Source organism: Streptomyces dysideae (assembly GCF_001514305.1).
GTDB classification, from domain to species: Bacteria; Actinomycetota; Actinomycetes; order Streptomycetales; family Streptomycetaceae; genus Streptomyces; species Streptomyces dysideae.
The window spans coordinates 144,920-165,430 of the sequence record NZ_KQ949086.1 but is presented as its reverse complement, the minus strand read 5'-3'; the positions used below and the strand labels follow the sequence as shown (position 1 = coordinate 165,430).

The 20,511-nt window shown below is 70.3% G+C and carries 18 protein-coding genes; all 18 read left to right on the top strand.

Features of this window, described 5'->3' with window-relative positions:
- Positions 1 to 195 precede the first annotated feature (195 nt).
- The 18 genes from AQJ91_RS20625 (at position 196) to AQJ91_RS20545 (ending at position 20,476) form a co-directional block, all read left to right on the top strand.
- Positions 196 to 2,013, top strand: coding sequence for a DUF5941 domain-containing protein (locus AQJ91_RS20625; protein ID WP_067023603.1), 1,818 nt, complete (start codon positions 196 to 198; stop codon positions 2,011 to 2,013).
- A complete protein-coding gene (locus tag AQJ91_RS20620) occupies positions 2,010 to 2,762 on the top strand; it encodes a phosphocholine cytidylyltransferase family protein (RefSeq protein WP_067023600.1) in 753 nt (250 codons plus the stop codon). Before AQJ91_RS20625 ends, AQJ91_RS20620 begins: the two co-directional genes overlap by 4 nt.
- The gene (locus AQJ91_RS20615) at positions 2,750 to 3,811 is read left to right on the top strand and encodes an iron-containing alcohol dehydrogenase family protein (protein WP_067023597.1); all 1,062 of its coding nucleotides are present in this window, start codon (positions 2,750 to 2,752) and stop codon (positions 3,809 to 3,811) included. Before AQJ91_RS20620 ends, AQJ91_RS20615 begins: the two co-directional genes overlap by 13 nt.
- Positions 3,789 to 4,568 (top strand): CDP-alcohol phosphatidyltransferase family protein, encoded by a 780-nt coding sequence (locus AQJ91_RS20610; protein WP_079085079.1) that lies wholly within the window; start codon positions 3,789 to 3,791, stop codon positions 4,566 to 4,568. The genes AQJ91_RS20615 and AQJ91_RS20610 overlap by 23 nt, the downstream gene beginning before the upstream one ends.
- A 20-nt stretch (positions 4,569 to 4,588) precedes the next feature.
- A complete protein-coding gene (locus AQJ91_RS20605; protein WP_067023815.1) occupies positions 4,589 to 5,461 on the top strand; it encodes a glycosyltransferase family 2 protein in 873 nt (290 codons plus the stop codon).
- A gap of 97 nt (positions 5,462 to 5,558) precedes the next feature.
- Entirely contained in the window at positions 5,559 to 6,494 is a 936-nt protein-coding gene (locus AQJ91_RS20600) for an ABC transporter permease (RefSeq protein WP_067023591.1), read from the top strand.
- The gene (locus tag AQJ91_RS20595; protein ID WP_067023588.1) at positions 6,487 to 7,275 is read left to right on the top strand and encodes an ABC transporter ATP-binding protein; all 789 of its coding nucleotides are present in this window, start codon (positions 6,487 to 6,489) and stop codon (positions 7,273 to 7,275) included. The genes AQJ91_RS20600 and AQJ91_RS20595 overlap by 8 nt, the downstream gene beginning before the upstream one ends.
- Before the next feature lie 388 nt (positions 7,276 to 7,663).
- A complete protein-coding gene (gene hpnC, locus AQJ91_RS20590) occupies positions 7,664 to 8,566 on the top strand; it encodes a squalene synthase HpnC (protein WP_067023812.1) in 903 nt (300 codons plus the stop codon).
- A complete protein-coding gene (gene hpnD, locus AQJ91_RS20585; RefSeq protein ID WP_067023585.1) occupies positions 8,563 to 9,513 on the top strand; it encodes a presqualene diphosphate synthase HpnD in 951 nt (316 codons plus the stop codon). The genes hpnC and hpnD overlap by 4 nt, the downstream gene beginning before the upstream one ends.
- Positions 9,513 to 9,653 carry a DUF6380 family protein gene (locus AQJ91_RS58295; protein ID WP_407696882.1) on the top strand — a complete coding sequence of 47 codons (141 nt, stop codon included), beginning with the start codon at positions 9,513 to 9,515 and terminating at the stop codon, positions 9,651 to 9,653. The genes hpnD and AQJ91_RS58295 overlap by 1 nt, the downstream gene beginning before the upstream one ends.
- Entirely contained in the window at positions 9,650 to 11,074 is a 1,425-nt protein-coding gene (gene hpnE, locus AQJ91_RS20580; RefSeq protein ID WP_067023583.1) for a hydroxysqualene dehydroxylase HpnE, read from the top strand. Before AQJ91_RS58295 ends, hpnE begins: the two co-directional genes overlap by 4 nt.
- Positions 11,074 to 12,201, top strand: coding sequence for a polyprenyl synthetase family protein (locus tag AQJ91_RS20575; RefSeq protein ID WP_199847980.1), 1,128 nt, complete (start codon positions 11,074 to 11,076; stop codon positions 12,199 to 12,201). Before hpnE ends, AQJ91_RS20575 begins: the two co-directional genes overlap by 1 nt.
- Positions 12,202 to 12,317: 116 nt before the next feature.
- A complete protein-coding gene (shc, locus tag AQJ91_RS20570; protein WP_067023577.1) occupies positions 12,318 to 14,324 on the top strand; it encodes a squalene--hopene cyclase in 2,007 nt (668 codons plus the stop codon).
- The gene (locus tag AQJ91_RS20565; RefSeq protein WP_067023571.1) at positions 14,324 to 14,965 is read left to right on the top strand and encodes a phosphorylase family protein; all 642 of its coding nucleotides are present in this window, start codon (positions 14,324 to 14,326) and stop codon (positions 14,963 to 14,965) included. The genes shc and AQJ91_RS20565 overlap by 1 nt, the downstream gene beginning before the upstream one ends.
- A gap of 5 nt (positions 14,966 to 14,970) precedes the next feature.
- Entirely contained in the window at positions 14,971 to 15,993 is a 1,023-nt protein-coding gene (gene hpnH, locus AQJ91_RS20560) for an adenosyl-hopene transferase HpnH (RefSeq protein ID WP_067023569.1), read from the top strand.
- Positions 15,994 to 15,997: 4 nt separating this feature from the next.
- Positions 15,998 to 17,155: a flavodoxin-dependent (E)-4-hydroxy-3-methylbut-2-enyl-diphosphate synthase gene (ispG, locus tag AQJ91_RS20555; protein ID WP_067023567.1), complete on the top strand. Its 1,158-nt coding sequence runs from the start codon at positions 15,998 to 16,000 to the stop codon at positions 17,153 to 17,155.
- Between the two features lie 28 nt (positions 17,156 to 17,183).
- Positions 17,184 to 19,094 (top strand): 1-deoxy-D-xylulose-5-phosphate synthase, encoded by a 1,911-nt coding sequence (gene dxs / locus AQJ91_RS20550; RefSeq protein ID WP_067023565.1) that lies wholly within the window; start codon positions 17,184 to 17,186, stop codon positions 19,092 to 19,094.
- A complete protein-coding gene (locus AQJ91_RS20545) occupies positions 19,091 to 20,476 on the top strand; it encodes an aspartate aminotransferase family protein (protein ID WP_067023562.1) in 1,386 nt (461 codons plus the stop codon). Before dxs ends, AQJ91_RS20545 begins: the two co-directional genes overlap by 4 nt.
- The last annotated feature ends 35 nt before the right edge of the window (positions 20,477 to 20,511 follow it).

The following is a 20,511-nucleotide window of genomic DNA, read 5'->3' as shown; positions in this document are numbered from 1 at the left end:
TGATGATCGCGGCGAAGGCTTGTGCAAACTCCGCTGATCGGCCCGTGAACGGGCGGTGAACGTGGGCTTCCAGGTATCCGATAGCCTCTGCCGAATGCCGCCCGACCGGGCCCTGTCGTAGGGTGCCCGGCAAGGGGCGCCCCCACCATGTACATGTCCGGCGCCGTGGCGTCGGCACCCAGGGAGTGAGTTCGGTTGTCGACCGCCATCCTCACCGGTCAGCCGGTCCCCGGATCGTCGATCGAGGGCGATCTGCGGTCCCTCGGCTACGACGTGCGGGCCGCCTCCGACACCGCCGACGCCGAGACGCTGCTCGCCCAGGTGCCCGGTGACCAGCGGGTCGCCGTGGTCGACGCCGGCTTCGTGGGCCATGTCCACGCGCTGCGCCTCGGCCTCACCGACCCGCGCTTCCCGCTCGCCGCGATCCCGGGCGCCGTCACCGCCCAGCCGGCCGGCCGCCAGGCCCTGACCCGGGCGATCGCCCGCGAGAACGCCTCCGGCGGCGGCACAGCGGTCGCCGTCGACAGCCTCGCCGACCGCGTCGTCACCGCCCTGGCGGCCAACGGCGCCGAGGTGCACCGCCCCGAGCTCGGCAGTCTGGTCGCCGCCGTCCCCGCCGACCCGCAGGCCCGCAACGAGGCACGGCAGGCCGTCGCCGCCGTCGACGACGAAGCCGTACGCCTCAAGTCGGCCGTCAAGTCCCGCGACGGCTTCTTCACGACGTACTGCATCAGCCCGTACTCCCGCTATATTGCCCGCTGGTGCGCCCGCCGGGGCCTGACCCCGAACCAGGTCACCACCGCCTCCCTGATCACCGCGTTCATAGCGGCGGCCTGCGCGGCCACCGGCACCCGCGGCGGCTTCATCGCCGCCGGCGTCCTACTGATCGCGTCCTTCGTCCTCGACTGCACCGACGGCCAGCTGGCCCGTTACTCCCTGCAGTACTCCACCCTCGGCGCCTGGCTCGACGCGACCTTCGACCGCGCCAAGGAGTACGCCTACTACGCCGGCCTGGCGCTGGGCGCCGCCCGCGGCGGCGACGACGTATGGGCACTGGCCCTCGGCGCGATGGTCCTGCAGACCTGCCGCCATGTCGTCGACTTCTCCTTCAACGAGGCAAACGCCGGGGATTCCGACGCCACCGCCAACACCAGTCCCACGGCCGCCCTTTCGGACAAGCTCGACAGCGTCGGCTGGACGGTGTGGGTGCGGCGGATGATCGTGCTGCCGATCGGTGAGCGGTGGGCGATGATCGCCGTCCTCACGGCCGTCACGACCCCTCGCATCACCTTCTACGCGCTGCTCATCGGCTGCGCCTTCGCGGCGACGTACACGACGGCCGGACGCGTGCTGCGGTCGCTGACGCGGAAGGCGAAGCGGACGGACCGGGCGGCGCAGGCGCTGGCGGATCTGGCGGACAGCGGGCCACTCGCGGAAAGCCTCGCGCGCCTGTTGCAGAAGCTGCCCGCCAAGCCGCCGTTCGGCTCGCGCACCCTCGTGGCGCTTCCCGGCGCTGTGATCCTGGTCGCCGGCGCGTGGCTGGAGCCGTATGGCAGTTGGCTGCCCGTCCTCGGTGCCGTGCTGTACGCGCTCACCTCGGCCGCTGCCGTGGCACTGCCCCTGAAGGGTTCCCTGGACTGGCTCGTCCCGCCCTTCTTCCGGGCCGCCGAATACGGCACCGTCCTGATCCTGGCGGCCAAAGCGGACGTGAACGGGGCCCTTCCTGCGGCTTTCGGGCTGGTGGCGGCCGTCGCCTACCATCACTACGACACGGTGTACCGCATCCGCGGGAACGCCGGAGCGTCGCCGGCCTGGCTGGTACGCGCCATCGGGGGGCACGAAGGCCGGACGCTGCTTGTCACCGTTCTGGCCGTGGCACTGTCCGCCGCGCAGTTCAAGGTCGCGCTCACGGCGCTCGCCGTGGCCGTCGCCCTCGTGGTGCTCGTCGAGAGCATCCGCTTCTGGGTGTCCTCAGGGGCCCCCGCCGTACACGATGAAGGAGAACCCGCATGATCGGCCTCGTGCTCGCGGCCGGCGCCGGACGGCGTCTGCGCCCCTACACCGACAGCCTGCCCAAGGCGCTGGTGCCGGTGGGGCCCGCGGGTATAGAGGACTCGATCACGGTGCTCGACCTCACCCTCGGCAACTTCGCCGAGATCGGGCTGACCGAGGTCGCGATCATCGTCGGCTACCGCAAGGAAGCCGTGTACGAGCGCAAGGAAGCGCTGGAGGCGAAGTACGGCCTTCAGCTCACCCTCATCGACAACGACAAGGCCGAGGAGTGGAACAACGCCTACTCCCTGTGGTGCGGCCGTGACGCCCTCAAGGACGGCGTGATCCTCGCCAACGGCGACACCGTCCACCCGGTCTCCGTCGAGAAGACGCTGCTCGCCGCCCGCGGCGACGGCAAGAAGATCATCCTCGCCCTGGACACGGTCAAGCACCTGGCCGACGAGGAGATGAAGGTCGTCGTCGACCCCGAGAAGGGCATGACGAAGATCACCAAGCTGATGGACCCGGCCGAGGCCACCGGCGAGTACATCGGCGTCACCCTCATCGAGGGCGACGCCGCCCCCGAGCTGGCCGACGCGCTGAAGACGGTCTGGGAGACCGACCCTCAGCAGTTCTACGAGCACGGCTACCAGGAGCTCGTCAACCGCGGCTTCCGGATCGACGTGGCGCCGATCGGCGACGTCAAGTGGGTGGAGATCGACAATCACGACGATCTCGCCCGCGGACGGGAGATCGCGTGCCAGTACTGACCCGGCTGATTCCCTCGCCGCTCGTCGTGGACATCCGCCCGGGTGCCCTCGACGACCTGGCCTGTGTCCTCGCCGACGAGCGCATCTCGCACTCGGGCAGGCTCGCGATCGCCGTGAGCGGCGGCTCGGGTGCCCGACTGCGCGAACGGATCGCCCCCACACTGCCCGGCGCCACCTGGTACGAGGTCGGTGGCGGCACCATCGACGACGCGGTCCGGCTGGCGAGCGACATAAAGGCCGGCCACTACGACGCGGTCGTCGGCCTCGGCGGCGGGAAGATCATCGACTGTGCCAAGTTCGCGGCGGCACGCGTCGGCCTTCCGCTGGTCGCCGTCGCCACCAACCTCGCGCACGACGGCCTGTGTTCGCCGGTCGCCACCCTCGACAACGACGCGGGCCGCGGCTCGTACGGTGTGCCGAACCCGATCGCGGTGGTCATCGACCTCAACGTGATCCGTGAGGCTCCCGTCCGCTTCGTGCGCTCCGGCATCGGTGACGTCATCTCCAACATCTCCGCGGTGGCGGACTGGGAGCTGGCCAACCGTGTCAAGGGCGAGAAGATCGACGGCCTCGCCGCGGCGATGGCCCGGCAGGCCGGTGAGGCGGTGCTCCGGCACCCGGGCGGCGTCGGCGACGACGGCTTCCTGCAGGTCCTGGCCGAGGCCCTGGTCCTCACCGGTATCGCCATGTCGGTGTCAGGGGACTCCCGCCCGTCCTCCGGCGCCTGCCACGAGATCAACCACGCCTTCGACCTGCTCTTCCCCAAGCGGGCCGCCGCCCACGGCGAGCAGTGCGGACTGGGCGCCGCCTTCGCGATGTACCTGCGCGGAGCCCACGAGGAGTCGGCCTACATGGCCGAGGTGCTGCGCCGGCACGGGCTGCCGGTACTGCCGGAGGAGATCGGCTTCTCGGTGGACGAGTTCGTCCGCGCCGTGGAGTTCGCCCCGGAGACCAGGCCCGGCCGCTACACGATCCTCGAACACCTCGACCTCAAAACCGAACAGATCAAGGACATCTACGCCGACTATGTCAAGGCCATCGGTAGCTGAACTCCGTCCGGTCGTGCACCCCGCAGGGGTGAAGGACCGGCGCAGCGGTGAGCACTGGATGGGACGCCTCTACATGCGTGAGGTGTCCCTGCGGGTCGACCGCTATCTGGTCAACACCAGGGTCACGCCCAACCAGCTCACGTACCTGATGACCGTATGCGGTGTGCTCGCGGCCCCGGCACTGCTCGTGCCGGGGATCCCGGGCGCCGTCCTCGGCGTCGTCATGGTCCAGCTCTATCTGCTGCTCGACTGCGTGGACGGCGAAGTCGCCCGCTGGAAGCAGCAGTTCTCGCTCGGCGGGGTCTACCTGGACCGGGTCGGCGCCTATCTCACCGACGCCGCCGTGCTCGTCGGCTTCGGCCTGCGCGCCGCCGACCTGTGGGGCACCGGCCGGATCGACTGGCTGTGGGCGTTCCTCGGCACGCTGGCCGCCCTCGGCGCGATCCTCATCAAGGCCGAGACCGACCTCGTCGGCGTCGCCCGCCACCAGGGCGGGCTGCCGCCGGTCAAGGAGTCGGCGTCCGAGCCGCGCTCCTCCGGCATGGCACTGGCCCGCCGGGCCGCCGCGGCGCTGAAGTTCCACCGGCTGGTCCTCGGCATCGAGGCGTCCCTGCTGATCCTGGTCCTCGCGGTCCTGGACACCGTGCGGGACGACCTGTTCTTCTCCCGCCTCGGTGTCGCGGTGCTGGCCGGCATCGCCCTCCTGCAGACCCTGCTGCACCTCGTGTCCATCCTCGTGTCGAGCAGGCTGCGGTGAGCGCCGTGGTCACTTCCAACCTGAAGGTCGGCGCGGTCATCATCACCATGGGCAACCGCCCCGACGAACTCCGCGCCCTCCTCGACTCGGTCGCCAAGCAGGACGGCGACCAGGTCCAAGCCGTGGTGGTCGGCAACGGCTCGCCCGTCCCGGACGTCCCCGAGGGTGTCCGCACCGTCGAGCTGCCCGAGAACCTCGGCATCCCCGGCGGCCGCAACGTCGGCATCGAGGCCTTCGGCCCCAGCGGCCGCGACGTCGACATACTGCTCTTCCTCGACGACGACGGCCTCCTCGCCCAGCACGACACCGCCGAACTGTGCCGCCAGGCCTTCGAGGCCGACCCGAAGCTCGGCATCATCAGCTTCCGCATCGCCGACCCCGACACCGGCGAGACCCAGCGCCGCCACGTCCCGCGGCTGCGTGCCTCCGACCCGATGCGCTCCTCCCGGGTCACCACCTTCCTCGGCGGCGCCAACGCCGTCCGCACCCAGGTCCTCGCCGACGTCGGCGGCCTCCCGGACGAATTCTTCTACGCCCACGAGGAAACCGACCTGGCATGGCGGGCCCTCGACGCGGGCTGGATGATCGACTACCGGTCCGACATGGTGCTGTACCACCCGACGACCGCGCCCTCCCGGCACGCGGTCTACCACCGCATGGTCGCCCGCAACCGCGTCTGGCTCGCCCGCCGCAACCTCCCCGCCCTGCTCGTCCCGGTCTATCTGGGCGTGTGGATGCTGCTCACACTCCTGCGCCGACCCTCGCGGCCCGCGCTGAAGGCATGGTTCGGTGGATTCCGGGAAGGCTGGTCCACCCCGTGCGGACCCCGCAAACCCATGAAGTGGCGTACGGTGTGGCGGCTGACTCGACTGGGCCGACCTCCTGTCATCTGACAAGCTCGTTCCCTGAGAGCAACCGGGCCGCAAGCAGGCCCCAGGCTCATGCCAAGCCCGCACAGGCTGCGCATCTCGAAGACGAAAGTTTCCACTGGTGAGTGAGACAACGCACGACGGCGGAGTCGCGGTGAGCGCGCCTCCGTCGCCCGACGAGGGCCTCACGGCGGCACAGCTCGCCGCCAAGTACGGGCTGTCCGTGAGCGGCGCCCGCCCCTCGCTGCCCGAGTACGTCCGCCAGCTCTGGGACCGGCGGCACTTCATCCTCGCGTTCTCGCGGGCGAAGCTGACCGCCCAGTACAGCCAGGCGAAACTGGGCCAGCTCTGGCAGGTGGCCACCCCGCTGCTGAACGCGGCCGTGTACTTCTTCATCTTCGGCCTGCTGCTGGGCGCCCGGGAGGGCATCCCGCACGACATCTACGTACCGTTCCTGGTCACGGGCGTGTTCGTGTTCACCTTCACGCAGAGCTCGGTCCTCGCGGGCGTACGCGCCATCTCCGGCAACCTGGGCCTGGTGCGGGCGCTGCACTTCCCGCGGGCCGCGCTGCCGGTCTCGTTCGCGCTGCAGCAACTCCAGCAGCTGCTGTACTCGCTGGTCGTGCTCGTCGTGATCATGCTGGCCTTCGGCTCCTACCCCGACCTGTCCTGGCTGCTGGTGGCGCCCGCGCTGGTCCTGCAGTTCGTCTTCAACACGGGGCTCGCGCTGATCTTCGCCCGCATGGGCAGCAAGACCCCCGACCTGGCCCAGCTGATGCCGTTCGTCCTGCGTACCTGGATGTACGCGTCGGGCGTGATGTTCAGCATCCCGGCGATGCTCGCCGACAAGAACGTGCCGGGCTGGCTCACCGACGTCCTGCAGTGGAACCCCGCCGCGATCTACATGGACCTGGTCCGCTTCGCGATGATCGACGGGTACGGCTCCTCGTACCTGCCCTCCCATGTGTGGGCCTTCGCGCTGGGCTGGGCCGTGCTGGCCGGCGTGATCGGCTTCGTCTACTTCTGGAAGGCGGAGGAGAGGTACGGCCGTGGCTGAGCGAACCCCCGGGGACCGCGTCCCCACCGTCATCGCGGACGAGCTGCACATCGTCTACCGCGTCAACGGCACCAAGTCCGGCAAGGGCAGCGCCACCGCCGCCCTCAGCCGCATCCTGAAGCGAGGCTCCGACGACGCGGCGCGCGGCGTACGCAAGGTGCACGCCGTGCGGGGCGTCTCCTTCACCGCCTACCGCGGCGAGGCCGTCGGCCTCATCGGCTCCAACGGCTCCGGCAAGTCGACCCTGCTGCGCGCCATCGCCGGCCTGCTCCCCGCAGAGAAGGGCAAGGTCTACACCGACGGCCAGCCCTCCCTGCTCGGCGTCAACGCGGCCCTGATGAACGACCTCACCGGCGAGCGGAACGTCATTTTGGGCGGTCTCGCCATGGGCATGTCCCGCGAGGAGATCCGGGAGCGCTACCAGGACATCGTCGACTTCTCCGGCATCAACGAGAAGGGCGACTTCATCACCCTCCCGATGCGCACCTACTCCTCCGGCATGGCGGCCCGGCTCCGCTTCTCCATCGCCGCCGCCAAGGACCACGACGTCCTGATGATCGACGAGGCCCTGGCGACCGGCGACCGCAAGTTCCAGAAGCGCTCCGAGGAGCGCATCCGCGAGCTGCGCAAGGAAGCCGGCACGGTGTTTCTCGTCAGTCACAACAACAAGTCGATCCGTGACACCTGCAACCGCGTCCTGTGGCTGGAACGCGGTGAGCTGCGCATGGACGGCCCGACCGACGAGGTCCTCAAGGAGTACGAGAAGTTCACGGGGAAGTAGTCCACCCGGACATGGGCCGACCGGCCCACCCGGCTTACCGGGGCCCCGCCGGAACTGCTCCGGCGGGGCCCCGCGTCTGCAAAGGAAACGCCAACTCCGGCCGTCCTTAGGAATCTTGACACCAATCGGTGCGTTGTTGTGATGTGCAGGACACCCCGGCGAACCTCGCTGCGTTGTACAACGTAAGCTGTACCGGGTCTCTAAACGCAGCAAGTGGGGCGATAATGCGCAACACCCTCGCCCAGCGCCACGGCGCGGACAACCGGGCGGCGTGTCCGAAATAGTGTGCATTGGGTCGGCGGTGTAGAACGGGAGATGTGACGGCAATGGCTACGGAAACTCCCCAGCTCCACGCAGCATGCGCCGTCCCCGCCCCGGGCAGTCAGCGGTGACGGGAACCGGCACGCCGCACGCCGGCGATGCGGAGCGCGGCACACTCGGCAAGGCCGCGGCGGAGAACTTCCCGGTGGCCCCGTTCTTCGTGCCCAGGGCCTGGCGCACCGACCTCATGGCCGTCTACGGCTTCGCCCGCCTCGTCGACGACATCGGCGACGGCGACCTCGCCCCCGGCGGTGCCGACGCCCGCCTGCTCGGCGTGCCGCCCGAGGCGGCCGAGGACCGCACGGTGCTGCTGGACGCCTTCGAGGCGGACCTGCACCGGGTCTTCGACTCGACCCCGCGCCACCCCCTGCTGCGCCGCCTGCAGCCGACGGTCCGCCGCCGCTCACTGACCCCCGAGCCCTTCCTCGGCCTGATCGCGGCCAACCGCCAGGACCAGCTCGTGGCGCGGTACGAGACCTACGACGACCTCCTTGCCTACTGCGAACTGTCCGCGAACCCGGTCGGCCGGCTCGTCCTCGCCGTCACCGGCACCGCGACTCCCGAGCGGATCCGCCGCTCCGACGCGGTGTGCACGGCACTGCAGATCGTCGAGCACCTCCAGGACGTCGCCGAGGACCTCGGCCGCGACCGGATCTATCTGCCCGCCGCGGACATGAAGCGCTTTCACGTCCAGGAAGCGGACCTCGCCGCGAAAACAGCAGGCGCATCGGTACGCGCACTGGTTGCATACGAAGCCGAACGTGCCCAGAACCTCCTGAATGAAGGCACCCCCCTGGTGGGTAGCGTCCACGGCAGGCTCAAGCTGCTGCTCGCGGGTTTCGTGGCAGGGGGAAGGGCGGCAATCCATGCGATCGCCGCCGCCGAATACGACGTACTTCCCGGCCCGCCCAAGCCCGGCAAGCTCCAGATGCTGCGCGAGGCGGGCGTGACTCTGCGAGGAGAGGGGTGATCCGGACCGTGGAGCCCGAACCGCGCGTGTCCGCGCCGGTACTCGCCGCCTACCGCTACTGCGAGGCCGTCACCGGACAGCAGGCCCGTAACTTCGCGTACGGCATCAGGCTGCTGCCGACGCCCAAGCGCCGGGCGATGTCGGCGCTGTACGCGTTCTCGCGCCGTGTCGACGACATCGGCGACGGGGCGCTGGCCGACGACGTGAAGATCGCCAGACTCGAGGACACCCGGGCGCTGCTCACCCGGATCCGCGCGGGGGCGGTCGACGAGGACGACATCGACCCGGTCGCCGTCGCCCTCACACACGCCGCCGACACCTTCCCGATCCCGCTCGGCGGCCTCGACGAGCTCATCGACGGCGTCCTGATGGACGTACGCGGCGAGACCTACGAGACCTGGGACGACCTGAAGCTCTACTGCCGCTGTGTGGCGGGCGCCATCGGCCGGCTCTCGCTCGGCGTCTTCGGTACGGAACCGGGGGCGCGCGGCGTCGAGCGGGCGCCGGAGTATGCCGACACGCTCGGCCTCGCGCTCCAGCTCACCAACATCCTGCGGGACGTCCGCGAGGACGCCGAGGGCGGGCGCACCTATCTGCCCGCCGACGACCTCGCCAAGTTCGGCTGCTCGGCCGGGTTCAGCGGGCCGAAACCACCGGAAGGCTCCGACTTCGCGGGCCTCGTGCACTTCGAAGTGCGACGGGCCCGCACCCTTTTCGCCGAGGGCTACCGGCTGCTCCCCATGCTCGACCGGCGCAGCGGCGCGTGCGTCGCCGCCATGGCCGGCATCTACCGTCGCCTCCTCGACCGCATCGAACGGGACCCCGAGGCCGTGCTGCGCGGCCGGGTCTCGCTGCCCGGGCGGGAGAAGGCGTACGTCGCCGTGCGCGGCCTGTCCGGTCTGGACACCCGGCATGTGGCCCGGCGGACCGTCAGGAGGCGTGCCTGATGGACATTCCGGTCCAAGGTGATGCCACCGGCGAAAAGTGGCACGCAACCCTCCGGTCGGGGACGGCGTCCCTGACTGCAACGGCCGGCCGGGCACCGTTCGATCACCACGGCCGCCGTACGGGGGAGGTTGCACGATGACCGACGGCACGCGGCCCGAGGAGCCGCTCGCGGACATTCCCGGGCACTCGACGAGGGACGCCGTCGTGGTGGGCGGCGGGCTGGCCGGCATCACCGCCGCGCTCGCGCTCGCCGACGCCGGAGTGCGCGTCACCCTGCTCGAAGGCAGGCCGCGGCTCGGCGGGCTCGCCTTCTCCTTCCAGCGCGGCGACCTGACCGTCGACAACGGCCAGCACGTGTACCTGCGCTGCTGCACCGCCTACCGCTGGTTCCTCGACCGCATCGAGGGGACGGCGCTGGCGCCGCTGCAGGAACGTCTCGACGTGCCCGTACTCGACGTCGCGCGGCCCGAGGGACGGCGGCTGGGCAGGCTGCGGCGCGACCCGCTGCCGGTGCCCCTGCATCTGGGGCGCAGCCTCGCGTCGTATCCGCATCTGTCGCTCGCCGAGCGGGCCAAGGCGGGGCGGGCCGCGCTCGCGCTCAAGGGGCTCGACCTCGCCGATCCGAGCCTGGACACACAGGACTTCGGCAGCTGGCTGACCGCGCACGGTCAGTCGGCGCGTGCCGTCGAGGCCCTGTGGGACCTGGTCGGGGTCGCCACCCTCAACGCGGTCGCGGGCGACGCCTCGCTGGGGCTCGCCGCGATGGTGTTCAAGACCGGTCTGCTGTCCGACCCGGGCGCGGCCGACATTGGATGGGCGCACGTCCCGCTGGGCGAACTGCATGACCGTCTCGCCCGCAAGGCGCTCGACTCCGCGGGCGTCCGTACCGAGGTCCGTACACGCGTCACCTCCATCTCTACTGACGAGAACGGCCGTTGGAGCGTTCAGGTTCCCGGCGAGACGCTCGACGCGGACACGGTCGTGCTCGCCGTGCCGCAGCGCGAGGCCCACGACCTGCTGCCGGCGGGCGCCCTGGACGCCCCTGAGCGGCTCCTCGACATCGGCACCGCGCCGATCCTCAACGTCCATGTCGTCTACGACCGCAAGGTGCTGAGCACGCCGTTCTTCGCGGCGCTCGGCACCCCGGTGCAGTGGGTGTTCGACCGGACCCAGGCCTCGGGCCTGCGCGAGGGGCAGTACCTTGCCCTGTCCCAGTCTGCCGCGCGGGACGAGATCGACGCGCCCGTGGCCGAGCTGCGCGAGCGGTATCTGCCGGAGCTGGGGCGGCTGCTGCCCCGGGCACGTGGCGCCGAGGTGAAGGACTTCTTCGTGACCCGGGAGCGCACAGCGACGTTCGCTCCCACCCCCGGCGTCGGACGGCTGCGGCCCGGCGCCCGCACCAAGTCACCCGGCCTGTACCTGGCCGGAGCGTGGACCGCCACAGGGTGGCCCGCGACCATGGAGAGTGCGGTTCGCAGTGGCGTGAGCGCGGCGGACGCCGCGTTGAGCGCCCTGGGCCGGCCTCGCGACCACCTCCTCGACGTCGAGGAGGCGGCATGATGCTCGACCGGCATCCGGCAGGCCCTCGCACCCCCGGTACCGCAATTAGAGGAGAGACTGTGCCCACTGTGCCCCCGGCCTCGACGGCTTCCGACGCGGTGGACGTGACCGCGCTCCTGGAGCGCGGCCGGACCCTGGCCACACCGGTACTGCGTGCGGCCATCGACCGCCTGGCACCTCCCATGGACACCGTTGCCGCCTACCACTTCGGCTGGATCGACGCCCAGGGCAACCCGGCGGACGGGGACGGCGGCAAGGCCGTACGCCCCGCCCTCGCCGTGCTGTCCGCCGAGGTCACCGGCGCCCCGCCCGCGACCGGCATCCCCGGCGCCGTCGCCGTCGAACTGGTCCACAACTTCTCGCTGCTGCACGACGACCTGATGGACGGCGACGAGCAGCGCCGGCACCGCGACACGGTCTGGAAGGTGCACGGACCCGCCCAGGCCATCCTCGTCGGCGACGCCCTGTTCGCCCTGGCCAACGAGGTGCTGCTGGAGCTCGGCACCGTCGAGGCCGGCCGCGCCGCCCGCCGTCTGACCACCGCCACCCGCGCCCTCATCGACGGGCAGGCGCAGGACATCTCCTACGAGCACCGCGACCGCGTCAGCGTCGAGGAGTGCCTGGAGATGGAGGGCAACAAGACCGGCGCCCTGCTCGCCTGCGCCAGTTCCATCGGCGCCGTGCTCGGCGGCGCGGACGACCGCACCGCCGACACCCTGGAGAAGTACGGCTACCACCTCGGCCTGGCCTTCCAGGCCGTCGACGACCTCCTCGGCATCTGGGGCGACCCGGAGTCCACCGGCAAGCAGACCTGGAGCGACCTGCGTCAGCGCAAGAAGTCCCTGCCGGTCGTGGCCGCACTCGCGGCGGAAGGACCCGCCGCCGAGCGGCTCGGCGAGATCCTCGCCGCCGACGCCAAGAGCAGCGACTTCGAGAACTTCTCCGAGGAGGAGTTCGCGGCCCGCGCCGCCCTGATCGAGGAGGCCGGCGGCCGCGAGTGGACCACCGAAGAAGCACGCCGTCAGCACACCATCGCCATCGAAGCCCTCGACAGCGTCGACATGCCCGACCGGGTACGGGCGCGGTTCACGGCGCTCGCGGACTTCGTCGTCGTACGAAAGAGATGATCACTATCGGTCGAATAGCCCTCGCGTAGTCGCCGGCCGGTGTGGCGAGGAGAACGGCACCGGCCGACGGCGGACCCAGCAGACGCACCATTTCGCACTGCACTGAAGGGGAAGCCATGACAGCGACGACCGACGGAAGTACCGGGGCCCTGCCGCCCCGCGCTGCCGCGGCCAGCGAATCCACCACCGACATCCCCGCGGCGGCCGGGGTACACGAAGCCGCCGTACGCGCCGTCCGGCGCTCCACCGCCTTCCTGCTGTCCCGGCAGGACGCCCAGGGCTGGTGGAAGGGCGACCTCGAGACCAACGTCACGATGGACGCCGAGGACCTGCTGCTCCGTCAGTTCCTCGGCATCCGCGACGAGTCCACCACCCGCGCCGCCGCCCTGTTCATCCGCGGCGAGCAGCGCGAGGACGGCACCTGGGCCACCTTCTACGGCGGTCCGGGCGAACTCTCCACCACCATCGAGGCGTACGTCGCCCTCCGGCTGGCCGGTGACGCACCCGACGACCCGCACATGGCGAGGGCGTCGGCGTGGATCCGTGAGCGGGGCGGGATCGCCGCCGCCCGGGTCTTCACCCGGATCTGGCTGGCCCTGTTCGGCTGGTGGAAGTGGGAGGACCTGCCCGAACTCCCGCCCGAGCTCATCTACTTCCCGAAGTGGGTGCCGCTCAACATCTATGACTTCGGGTGCTGGGCCCGGCAGACCATCGTCCCGCTGACGATCGTCTCCGCGAAGCGGCCGGTACGGCCCGCGCCCTTCCCGCTCGACGAGCTGCACACCGACCCGGCGCGCCCGAATCCGCCCAGGCCCCTTGCCCCGGCGGCCAGTTGGGAGGGGGCCTTCCAGCGGCTCGACAAGGCGCTGCACGTCCTGCGCAAGGTCGCACCGCGAGGGCTGCGCAAAGCAGCGATGAACTCCGCCGGCCGCTGGATCATCGAGCGGCAGGAGAACGACGGCTGCTGGGGCGGTATCCAGCCGCCGGCCGTGTACTCGGTGATCGCTCTGCATCTGCTCGGCTACGACCTCGAACACCCCGTCATGCGCGAGGGGTTGGCATCACTCGACCGGTTCGCCGTCTGGCGCGAGGACGGCGCCCGGATGATCGAGGCCTGCCAGTCGCCGGTGTGGGACACCTGCCTGGCGACCATCGCGCTCGTCGACGCGGGCGTACCGGCCGATCACCCGCAACTCGTCAAGGCCGCCGACTGGATGCTCGGCGAGGAGATCGTCCGGCCCGGCGACTGGGCGGTCAAGCGGCCCCAACTGCCGCCCGGCGGCTGGGCGTTCGAGTTCCACAACGACAACTACCCCGACATCGACGACACCGCCGAGGTGATCCTCGCGCTGCGCCGGGTCCGGCACCATGACCCGGAGCGGGTGGAGAAGGCCATCGGGCGCGGGGTGCGCTGGAACCTCGGCATGCAGTCGAAGAACGGTGCGTGGGGCGCCTTCGACGTCGACAACACCAGCCCGTTCCCCAACCGGCTGCCGTTCTGTGACTTCGGTGAGGTCATCGACCCGCCGTCGGCGGACGTCACCGCGCATGTCGTCGAGATGCTTGCTGTCGAGGGCCTCGCCCACGACCCGCGCACCCGGCGCGGCATCCAGTGGCTGCTCGCCGAACAGGAGCCGGACGGCTCGTGGTTCGGACGCTGGGGCGTCAACTACGTCTACGGCACCGGGTCCGTCGTCCCCGCGCTCACCGCCGCCGGAATGCCCGCCTCGCACCCGGCGATCCGCCGCGCGGTGGGCTGGCTGGAGTCCGTCCAGAACGACGACGGCGGCTGGGGCGAGGACCTGCGCTCCTACAGGGAAGTGCGGGCCTGGAGCGGCCGGGGCGCCTCGACCGCCTCGCAGACGGCGTGGGCGCTGATGGCCCTGCTGGCCGCGGGGGAGAAGGACTCCAAGGCCGTCGAACGGGGCGTCGAGTGGCTCGCGGCCACCCAGCTCGAGGACGGCTCCTGGGACGAGCCGTACTTCACCGGCACCGGGTTCCCCTGGGACTTCTCCATCAACTACCACCTCTACCGGCAGGTCTTCCCGCTCACCGCCCTCGGCCGGTACCTGCACGGGGAGCCCTTCGCCAAGAAGCCTCCCGTCCGGGCCAAGGGCAGCTGATGAGCACCCAGCCCGCTCCGGCTCCGCTGCTGATCGCCTGCGCGCTCGGCATCGAGCAGCTCGCCCTGCGCAGCGGTGACCGCGGCGGCGCCGGCGGGCCGGTCACCGTCCTGCGTACCGGTATGGGACCCAGGGCGGCCGAGCGCTCGGTCACCCGGGTCCTCGCCGATCCGGCCCTCGCCGACGCCGCCGTGCTCGCCACCGGCTTCTGCGCCGGGCTCGCCCCCGGCATGCACCCCGGTGACCTGGTGGTCGCCGAGGAGACCTGGGACCCGCGCGGGACCGTCCCGTGCGTCGAGACCGAACTGCTCGTCAGGGAGCTCGTGCGGGCCGTGCCCGGCCGCACCGTCCACACCGGTCCGCTCACCGGCTCCGATCACGTCGTACGTGGTCAGGAACGGTCCGGTCTGCTCGCGACCGGCGCGGTGGCGGTCGACATGGAGTCCGCGGCCACGCTTCTGAGCGCCGTGCGCACGGGCGCGCGCCCGGTTGCGGCCGTCCGGGTGGTCGTGGACGCTCCAGAACATGAACTCGTCCGGATCGGCACGGTGCGCGGTGGAATATCGGCTTTCCGTGTCCTTCGTTCCGTTCTTCCCGCTTTCTTCGAATGGCACCGTTCCTTGCTGCTCCCCAGGAGGTGAGCCAGATGGCCATGCCGCTGCGTCAGTCCATCAAGGTCGCTACATACTTGGCCGAACAGAAGCTCCGCAAGCGGGACAAGTTTCCGCTCATCGTCGAGCTGGAACCGCTCTTCGCCTGCAATCTGAAATGTGAGGGCTGCGGCAAGATCCAGCACCCGGCGGGCGTGCTCAAGCAGCGCATGCCGGTGGCGCAGGCGGTCGGGGCGGTGCTGGAGTCCGGTGCCCCGATGGTGTCCATCGCCGGCGGCGAGCCTCTGATGCACCCTCAGATCGATGAGATCGTGCGGCAGTTGGTGGCCAAGAAGAAGTACGTCTTCCTGTGCACCAACGCCATGCTGCTGCGCAAGAAGATGGACAAGTTCAAGCCCTCGCCCTACTTCGCCTTCGCCGTGCACATCGACGGCCTGCGCGAGCGGCACGACGAGTCCGTCGCCAAGGAGGGCGTGTTCGACGAGGCGGTGGAGGCGATGAAGGAGGCCAAGCGGCGCGGCTTCCGGGTCACCACCAACTCGACCTTCTTCAACACGGACACCCCGCAGACCATCATCGAGGTGCTCAACTTCCTCAACGACGACCTCAAGGTCGACGAGATGATGATCTCGCCCGCCTACGCCTACGAGAAGGCGCCCGACCAGGAGCACTTCCTGGGCGTGGAGCAGACCCGCGAGCTGTTCAAGAAAGCCTTCTCGGGCGGCAACCGGCGCCGCTGGCGGCTCAACCACTCGCCCCTCTTCCTGGACTTCCTGGAGGGCAAGGTCGACTTCCCGTGCACGGCCTGGGCGATCCCGAACTACTCGCTCTTCGGCTGGCAGCGCCCCTGCTACCTGATGAGCGACGGGTACGTGCCGACGTACCGCGAACTGATCGAGGACACCGACTGGGACAAGTACGGCCGTGGCAAGGACCCGCGCTGCGCCAACTGCATGGCGCACTGCGGCTACGAGCCCACCGCCGTCCTCGCCACCATGGGATCCCTGAAGGAGTCGCTGCGCGCCATGCGCGAGACGGTCTCCGGAAACCGGGAGTGACGTCATGACCGCCATCCCCTTGGGCGTCCCCGAGGTACCGGTCCGGCCGATCGCCGAGCGGCGTGTGTCGCGGCGGATCCAGGTCGGGCCGGTGGCGGTCGGGGGCGGGGCCCCGGTGTCGGTGCAGTCGATGACGACCACCCGTACGTCCGACATCGGCGCCACCCTCCAGCAGATCGCGGAACTCACCGCGTCCGGCTGCCAGATCGTCCGCGTCGCCTGCCCCACGCAGGACGACGCGGACGCCCTCGCGACGATCGCCCGCAAGTCGCAGATCCCGGTGATCGCGGACATCCACTTCCAGCCCAAGTACGTCTTCGCCGCGATCGAGGCCGGCTGCGCCGCGGTCCGCGTCAATCCCGGCAACATCAAGCAGTTCGACGACAAGGTGAAGGAGATCGCACGGGCCGCGAGGGACCACGGCACCCCGATCCGGATCGGGGTCAATGCCGGGTCGCTGGACCGTCGGCTTCTCCAGAAGTACGGCAAGGCGACCCCCGAGGCCCTGGTCGAGTCCGCCCTGTGGGAGGCGTCCCTCTTCGAGGAGCACGGCTTCCGGGACATCAAGATCTCCGTCAAGCACAACGACCCGGTCGTGATGGTCGAGGCGTACCAGCTGCTGGCCGAGCAGTGCGACTACCCGCTGCACCTCGGCGTGACGGAGGCGGGGCCCGCCTTCCAGGGGACGATCAAGTCGGCCGTGGCGTTCGGGGCGTTGCTGTCACGGGGCGTCGGCGACACCATCCGGGTGTCCCTGAGCGCCCCGCCCGCCGAGGAGGTCAAGGTCGGCATCCAGATCCTGGAGTCGCTCGGGCTCAGGCAGCGGCGCCTGGAGATCGTGTCGTGTCCGTCCTGCGGGCGCGCCCAGGTCGACGTCTACAAGCTCGCCGACGAGGTCACAGCCGGCCTGGAGGGCATGGAAGTGCCGTTGCGTGTCGCGGTCATGGGGTGTGTGGTCAACGGTCCCGGCGAGGCGCGGGAGGCGGACCTGGGGGTCGCCTCCGGCAACGGCAAGGGGCAGATCTTCGTGAAGGGCGAGGTCATCAAGACCGTCCCCGAGTCGAAGATCGTCGAGACCCTCATCGAGGAGGCGATGAAGATCGCCGAGCAGATGGAGCAGGACGGCGTCGCGTCGGGGGGGCCGGCCGTCACCGTGAGTTGAGCAGCACGGACCGAGAGGGGGCCCGAGCGTGACGATTCTGGAGAGCATCCGGGGACCACGCGACCTGAAGGCGCTGTCCGAGGCGGAACTCGGTGAACTGTCCCACGAGATCAGGGAGTTCCTGGTGCACGCGGTCGCCAGGACCGGCGGACACCTCGGGCCCAATCTGGGGGTGGTGGAACTCTCCATCGCACTCCACCGGGTCTTCGAGTCGCCGGTCGACCGCATCCTGTGGGACACCGGCCACCAGAGCTACGTACACAAGCTTCTGACGGGACGTCAGGACTTCTCCAAGCTGCGCGGCAAAGGCGGCCTGTCCGGCTACCCGTCGCGCGAGGAGTCCGAGCACGACGTCATCGAGAACAGCCACGCCTCCACCGCGCTCGGCTGGGCCGACGGACTCGCCAAGGCCCGCCAGGTGCAGGGCGAGAAGGGGCACGTCGTCGCGGTCATAGGCGACGGCGCGCTCACCGGCGGCATGGCGTGGGAGGCGCTGAACAACATCGCGGCCGCCAAGGACCGGCCGCTGATCATCGTCGTCAACGACAACGAACGGTCGTACGCGCCGACCATCGGCGGGCTCGCGAACCACCTCGCGGCCCTCCGTACGACGGACAGCTACGAGCGGGTCCTGGCCTGGGGCAAGGACGTACTCCAGCACACGCCCGTCATCGGCAACACCGTGTACGAGGCCCTGCACGGCGCGAAGAAGGGCTTCAAGGACGCGTTCGCGCCGCAGGGGCTGTTCGAGGACCTGGGGCTGAAGTACGTCGGTCCGATCGACGGCCATGACATCGGGGCCGTGGAGTCGGCGCTGCGGCGTGCGAAACGCTTCCACGGGCCGGTGCTCATCCACTGCCTGACGGAGAAGGGGCGCGGCTACGAACCCGCCCTGGCCCATGAGGAGGACCACTTCCACACCGTCGGCGTGATGGACCCGCTCACCTGCGAGCCGCTCGCGCCCTCCAACGGGCCGTCCTGGACCTCGGTGTTCGGCGAGGAGATCGTGCGGATCGGGGAGGAGCGGGAGGACGTCGTGGCGATCACGGCGGCCATGCTGCACCCGGTCGGGCTCGGCAAGTTCGCGCAGCGCTTCCCGGACCGGGTGTGGGACGTCGGGATCGCCGAGCAGCACGCGGCGGTGTCGGCGGCGGGGCTGGCCACGGGTGGCCTGCATCCGGTCGTCGCCGTCTACGCCACCTTCCTGAACCGCGCCTTCGACCAGCTCCTGATGGACATCGCGCTGCACCGGTGCGGGGTGACCTTCGTACTGGACCGGGCCGGTGTCACCGGGGTCGACGGGGCCTCCCACAACGGCATGTGGGACATGTCGATCCTCCAGGTCGTGCCCGGCCTCAGGATCGCCGCACCGCGCGACGCCGACCAACTGCGGGCGCAGCTGCGGGAGGCGGTCGCCGTGGACGACGCGCCGACGCTCGTACGGTTCCCGAAGGAGTCGGTCGGGCCGTCGATTCCGGCGGTGGACCGGTTGGGCGGCCTGGATGTGCTGCACCGCTCACCGGACGCGCCGCGGGTGCTGCTGGTCGCCGTCGGTGTGATGGCGCCGGTGTGCCTGCAGGCCGCCGAGCTGCTGGAGGCCCGCGGCATCGGCTGCACGGTCGTCGATCCACGGTGGGTCAAGCCCGTCGACCCGGCGCTTCCCGGTCTCGCCGCCGAGCACCGGCTGGTGGCGGTCGTGGAGGACAACAGCCGTGCCTCCGGCGTCGGCGCCGCGGTGGCGCTGGCGCTGTGCGATGCCGAAGTCGACGTGCCCGTACGGCGGTTCGGCATTCCCGAGCAGTTCCTCGCGCACGCCAAACGCGGCGAGGTGCTGGCCGACATCGGTCTCACGCCCGTCGAGGTGGCCGGCCGGATCGGCGCGAGTCTGGCCGTCAAGGAGGTCGCCGACGGCGACCCGGTCAAGGAGAAAGCCCAATGACCAAGGAGTTCGACCTCGCCGCACTCTTGGCCGAGCGCGGAGCCGAGCGCTACGAGCTGCACGCCAAGTACCTCAACCACCAGCTCCCGCGCATGCTGCACACGATCGGCTTCGACAAGGTCTACGAGCGCGGCGAGGGCGCCTACTTCTGGGACGCGGACGGCAACGACTACCTGGACATGCTCGCCGGGTTCGGGGTGATGGGCCTGGGCCGTCACCACCCCGTCGTCCGCAAGGCGCTGCACGACGTCCTCGACGCCCAGCTCGCCGACCTCACCCGCTTCGACTGCCAGCCACTGCCCGGACTGCTGGCCGAGAAGCTCCTCGCCCACAGCCCGCACCTGGACCGGGTGTTCTTCGGCAACAGCGGCACGGAAGCGGTCGAGGGCGCACTGAAATTCGCCCGGTACGCCACCGGCAAGCCACGCGTCCTCTACTGCGACCACGCCTTCCACGGCCTGACCGCCGGCTCCCTGTCCGTGAACGGCGAGGGCGGCTTCCGTGACGGCTTCGCCCCGCTGCTGCCCGACACGGCCGTACCGCTCGGCGATCTCGACGCCCTGGCACGGGAGTTGAAGAAGGGCGACGTGGCGGCCCTCATCGTCGAGCCGATCCAGGGCAAGGGCGTGCACGAGTCCCCGCCCGGATATCTGCGCGCCGCCCAGGAACTGCTGCACCGGCACAAGGCGCTGCTGATCGTCGACGAGGTGCAGACGGGCCTCGGCCGGACCGGGGACTTCTACGCCTACCAGCACGAGGACGGCGTCGAGCCCGACCTGGTGTGCGTCGCCAAGGCGCTCTCCGGCGGCTATGTGCCGGTGGGCGCCACCCTCGGCAAGGACTGGATCTTCAAGGAGGTCTACTCGTCCATGGACCGCGTGCTCGTGCACTCGGCGAGCTTCGGGTCCAACGCGCAGGCCATGGCGGCGGGGCTGGCCGTCCTGTCGGTCATGGAGAACGAACAGATCGTCGCCAACGCCCGTGCCACGGGTGAACAGCTGAAGTCGCGGCTCGCGGCGCTCGTCGACAAGTACGAGTTGCTCGCCGACGTCCGCGGCCGCGGACTGATGATCGGCATCGAGTTCGGTCGGCCCAAGTCGCTGGGGCTGCGCAGCCGTTGGACCATGCTCCAGGCCGCCCGCAAGGGGCTGTTCGCGCAGATGGTCGTCGTACCGCTGCTGCAGCGGCACCGGATCCTCACCCAGGTCTCCGGCGACCACCTGGAGGTGATCAAGCTGATCCCGCCGCTGGTGATCGGTGAGCGGGAGGTGGACCGGCTCGTGGACGCCTTCACGGACGTGATGGACGACGCGCACAGCGGCGGCGGGCTGATGTGGGACTTCGGGAAGACGCTGATCAAGCAGGCCGTCGCCAACCGCTGACAGACGGGTTTTGCCTTTGAGGCAACAAATTTGCC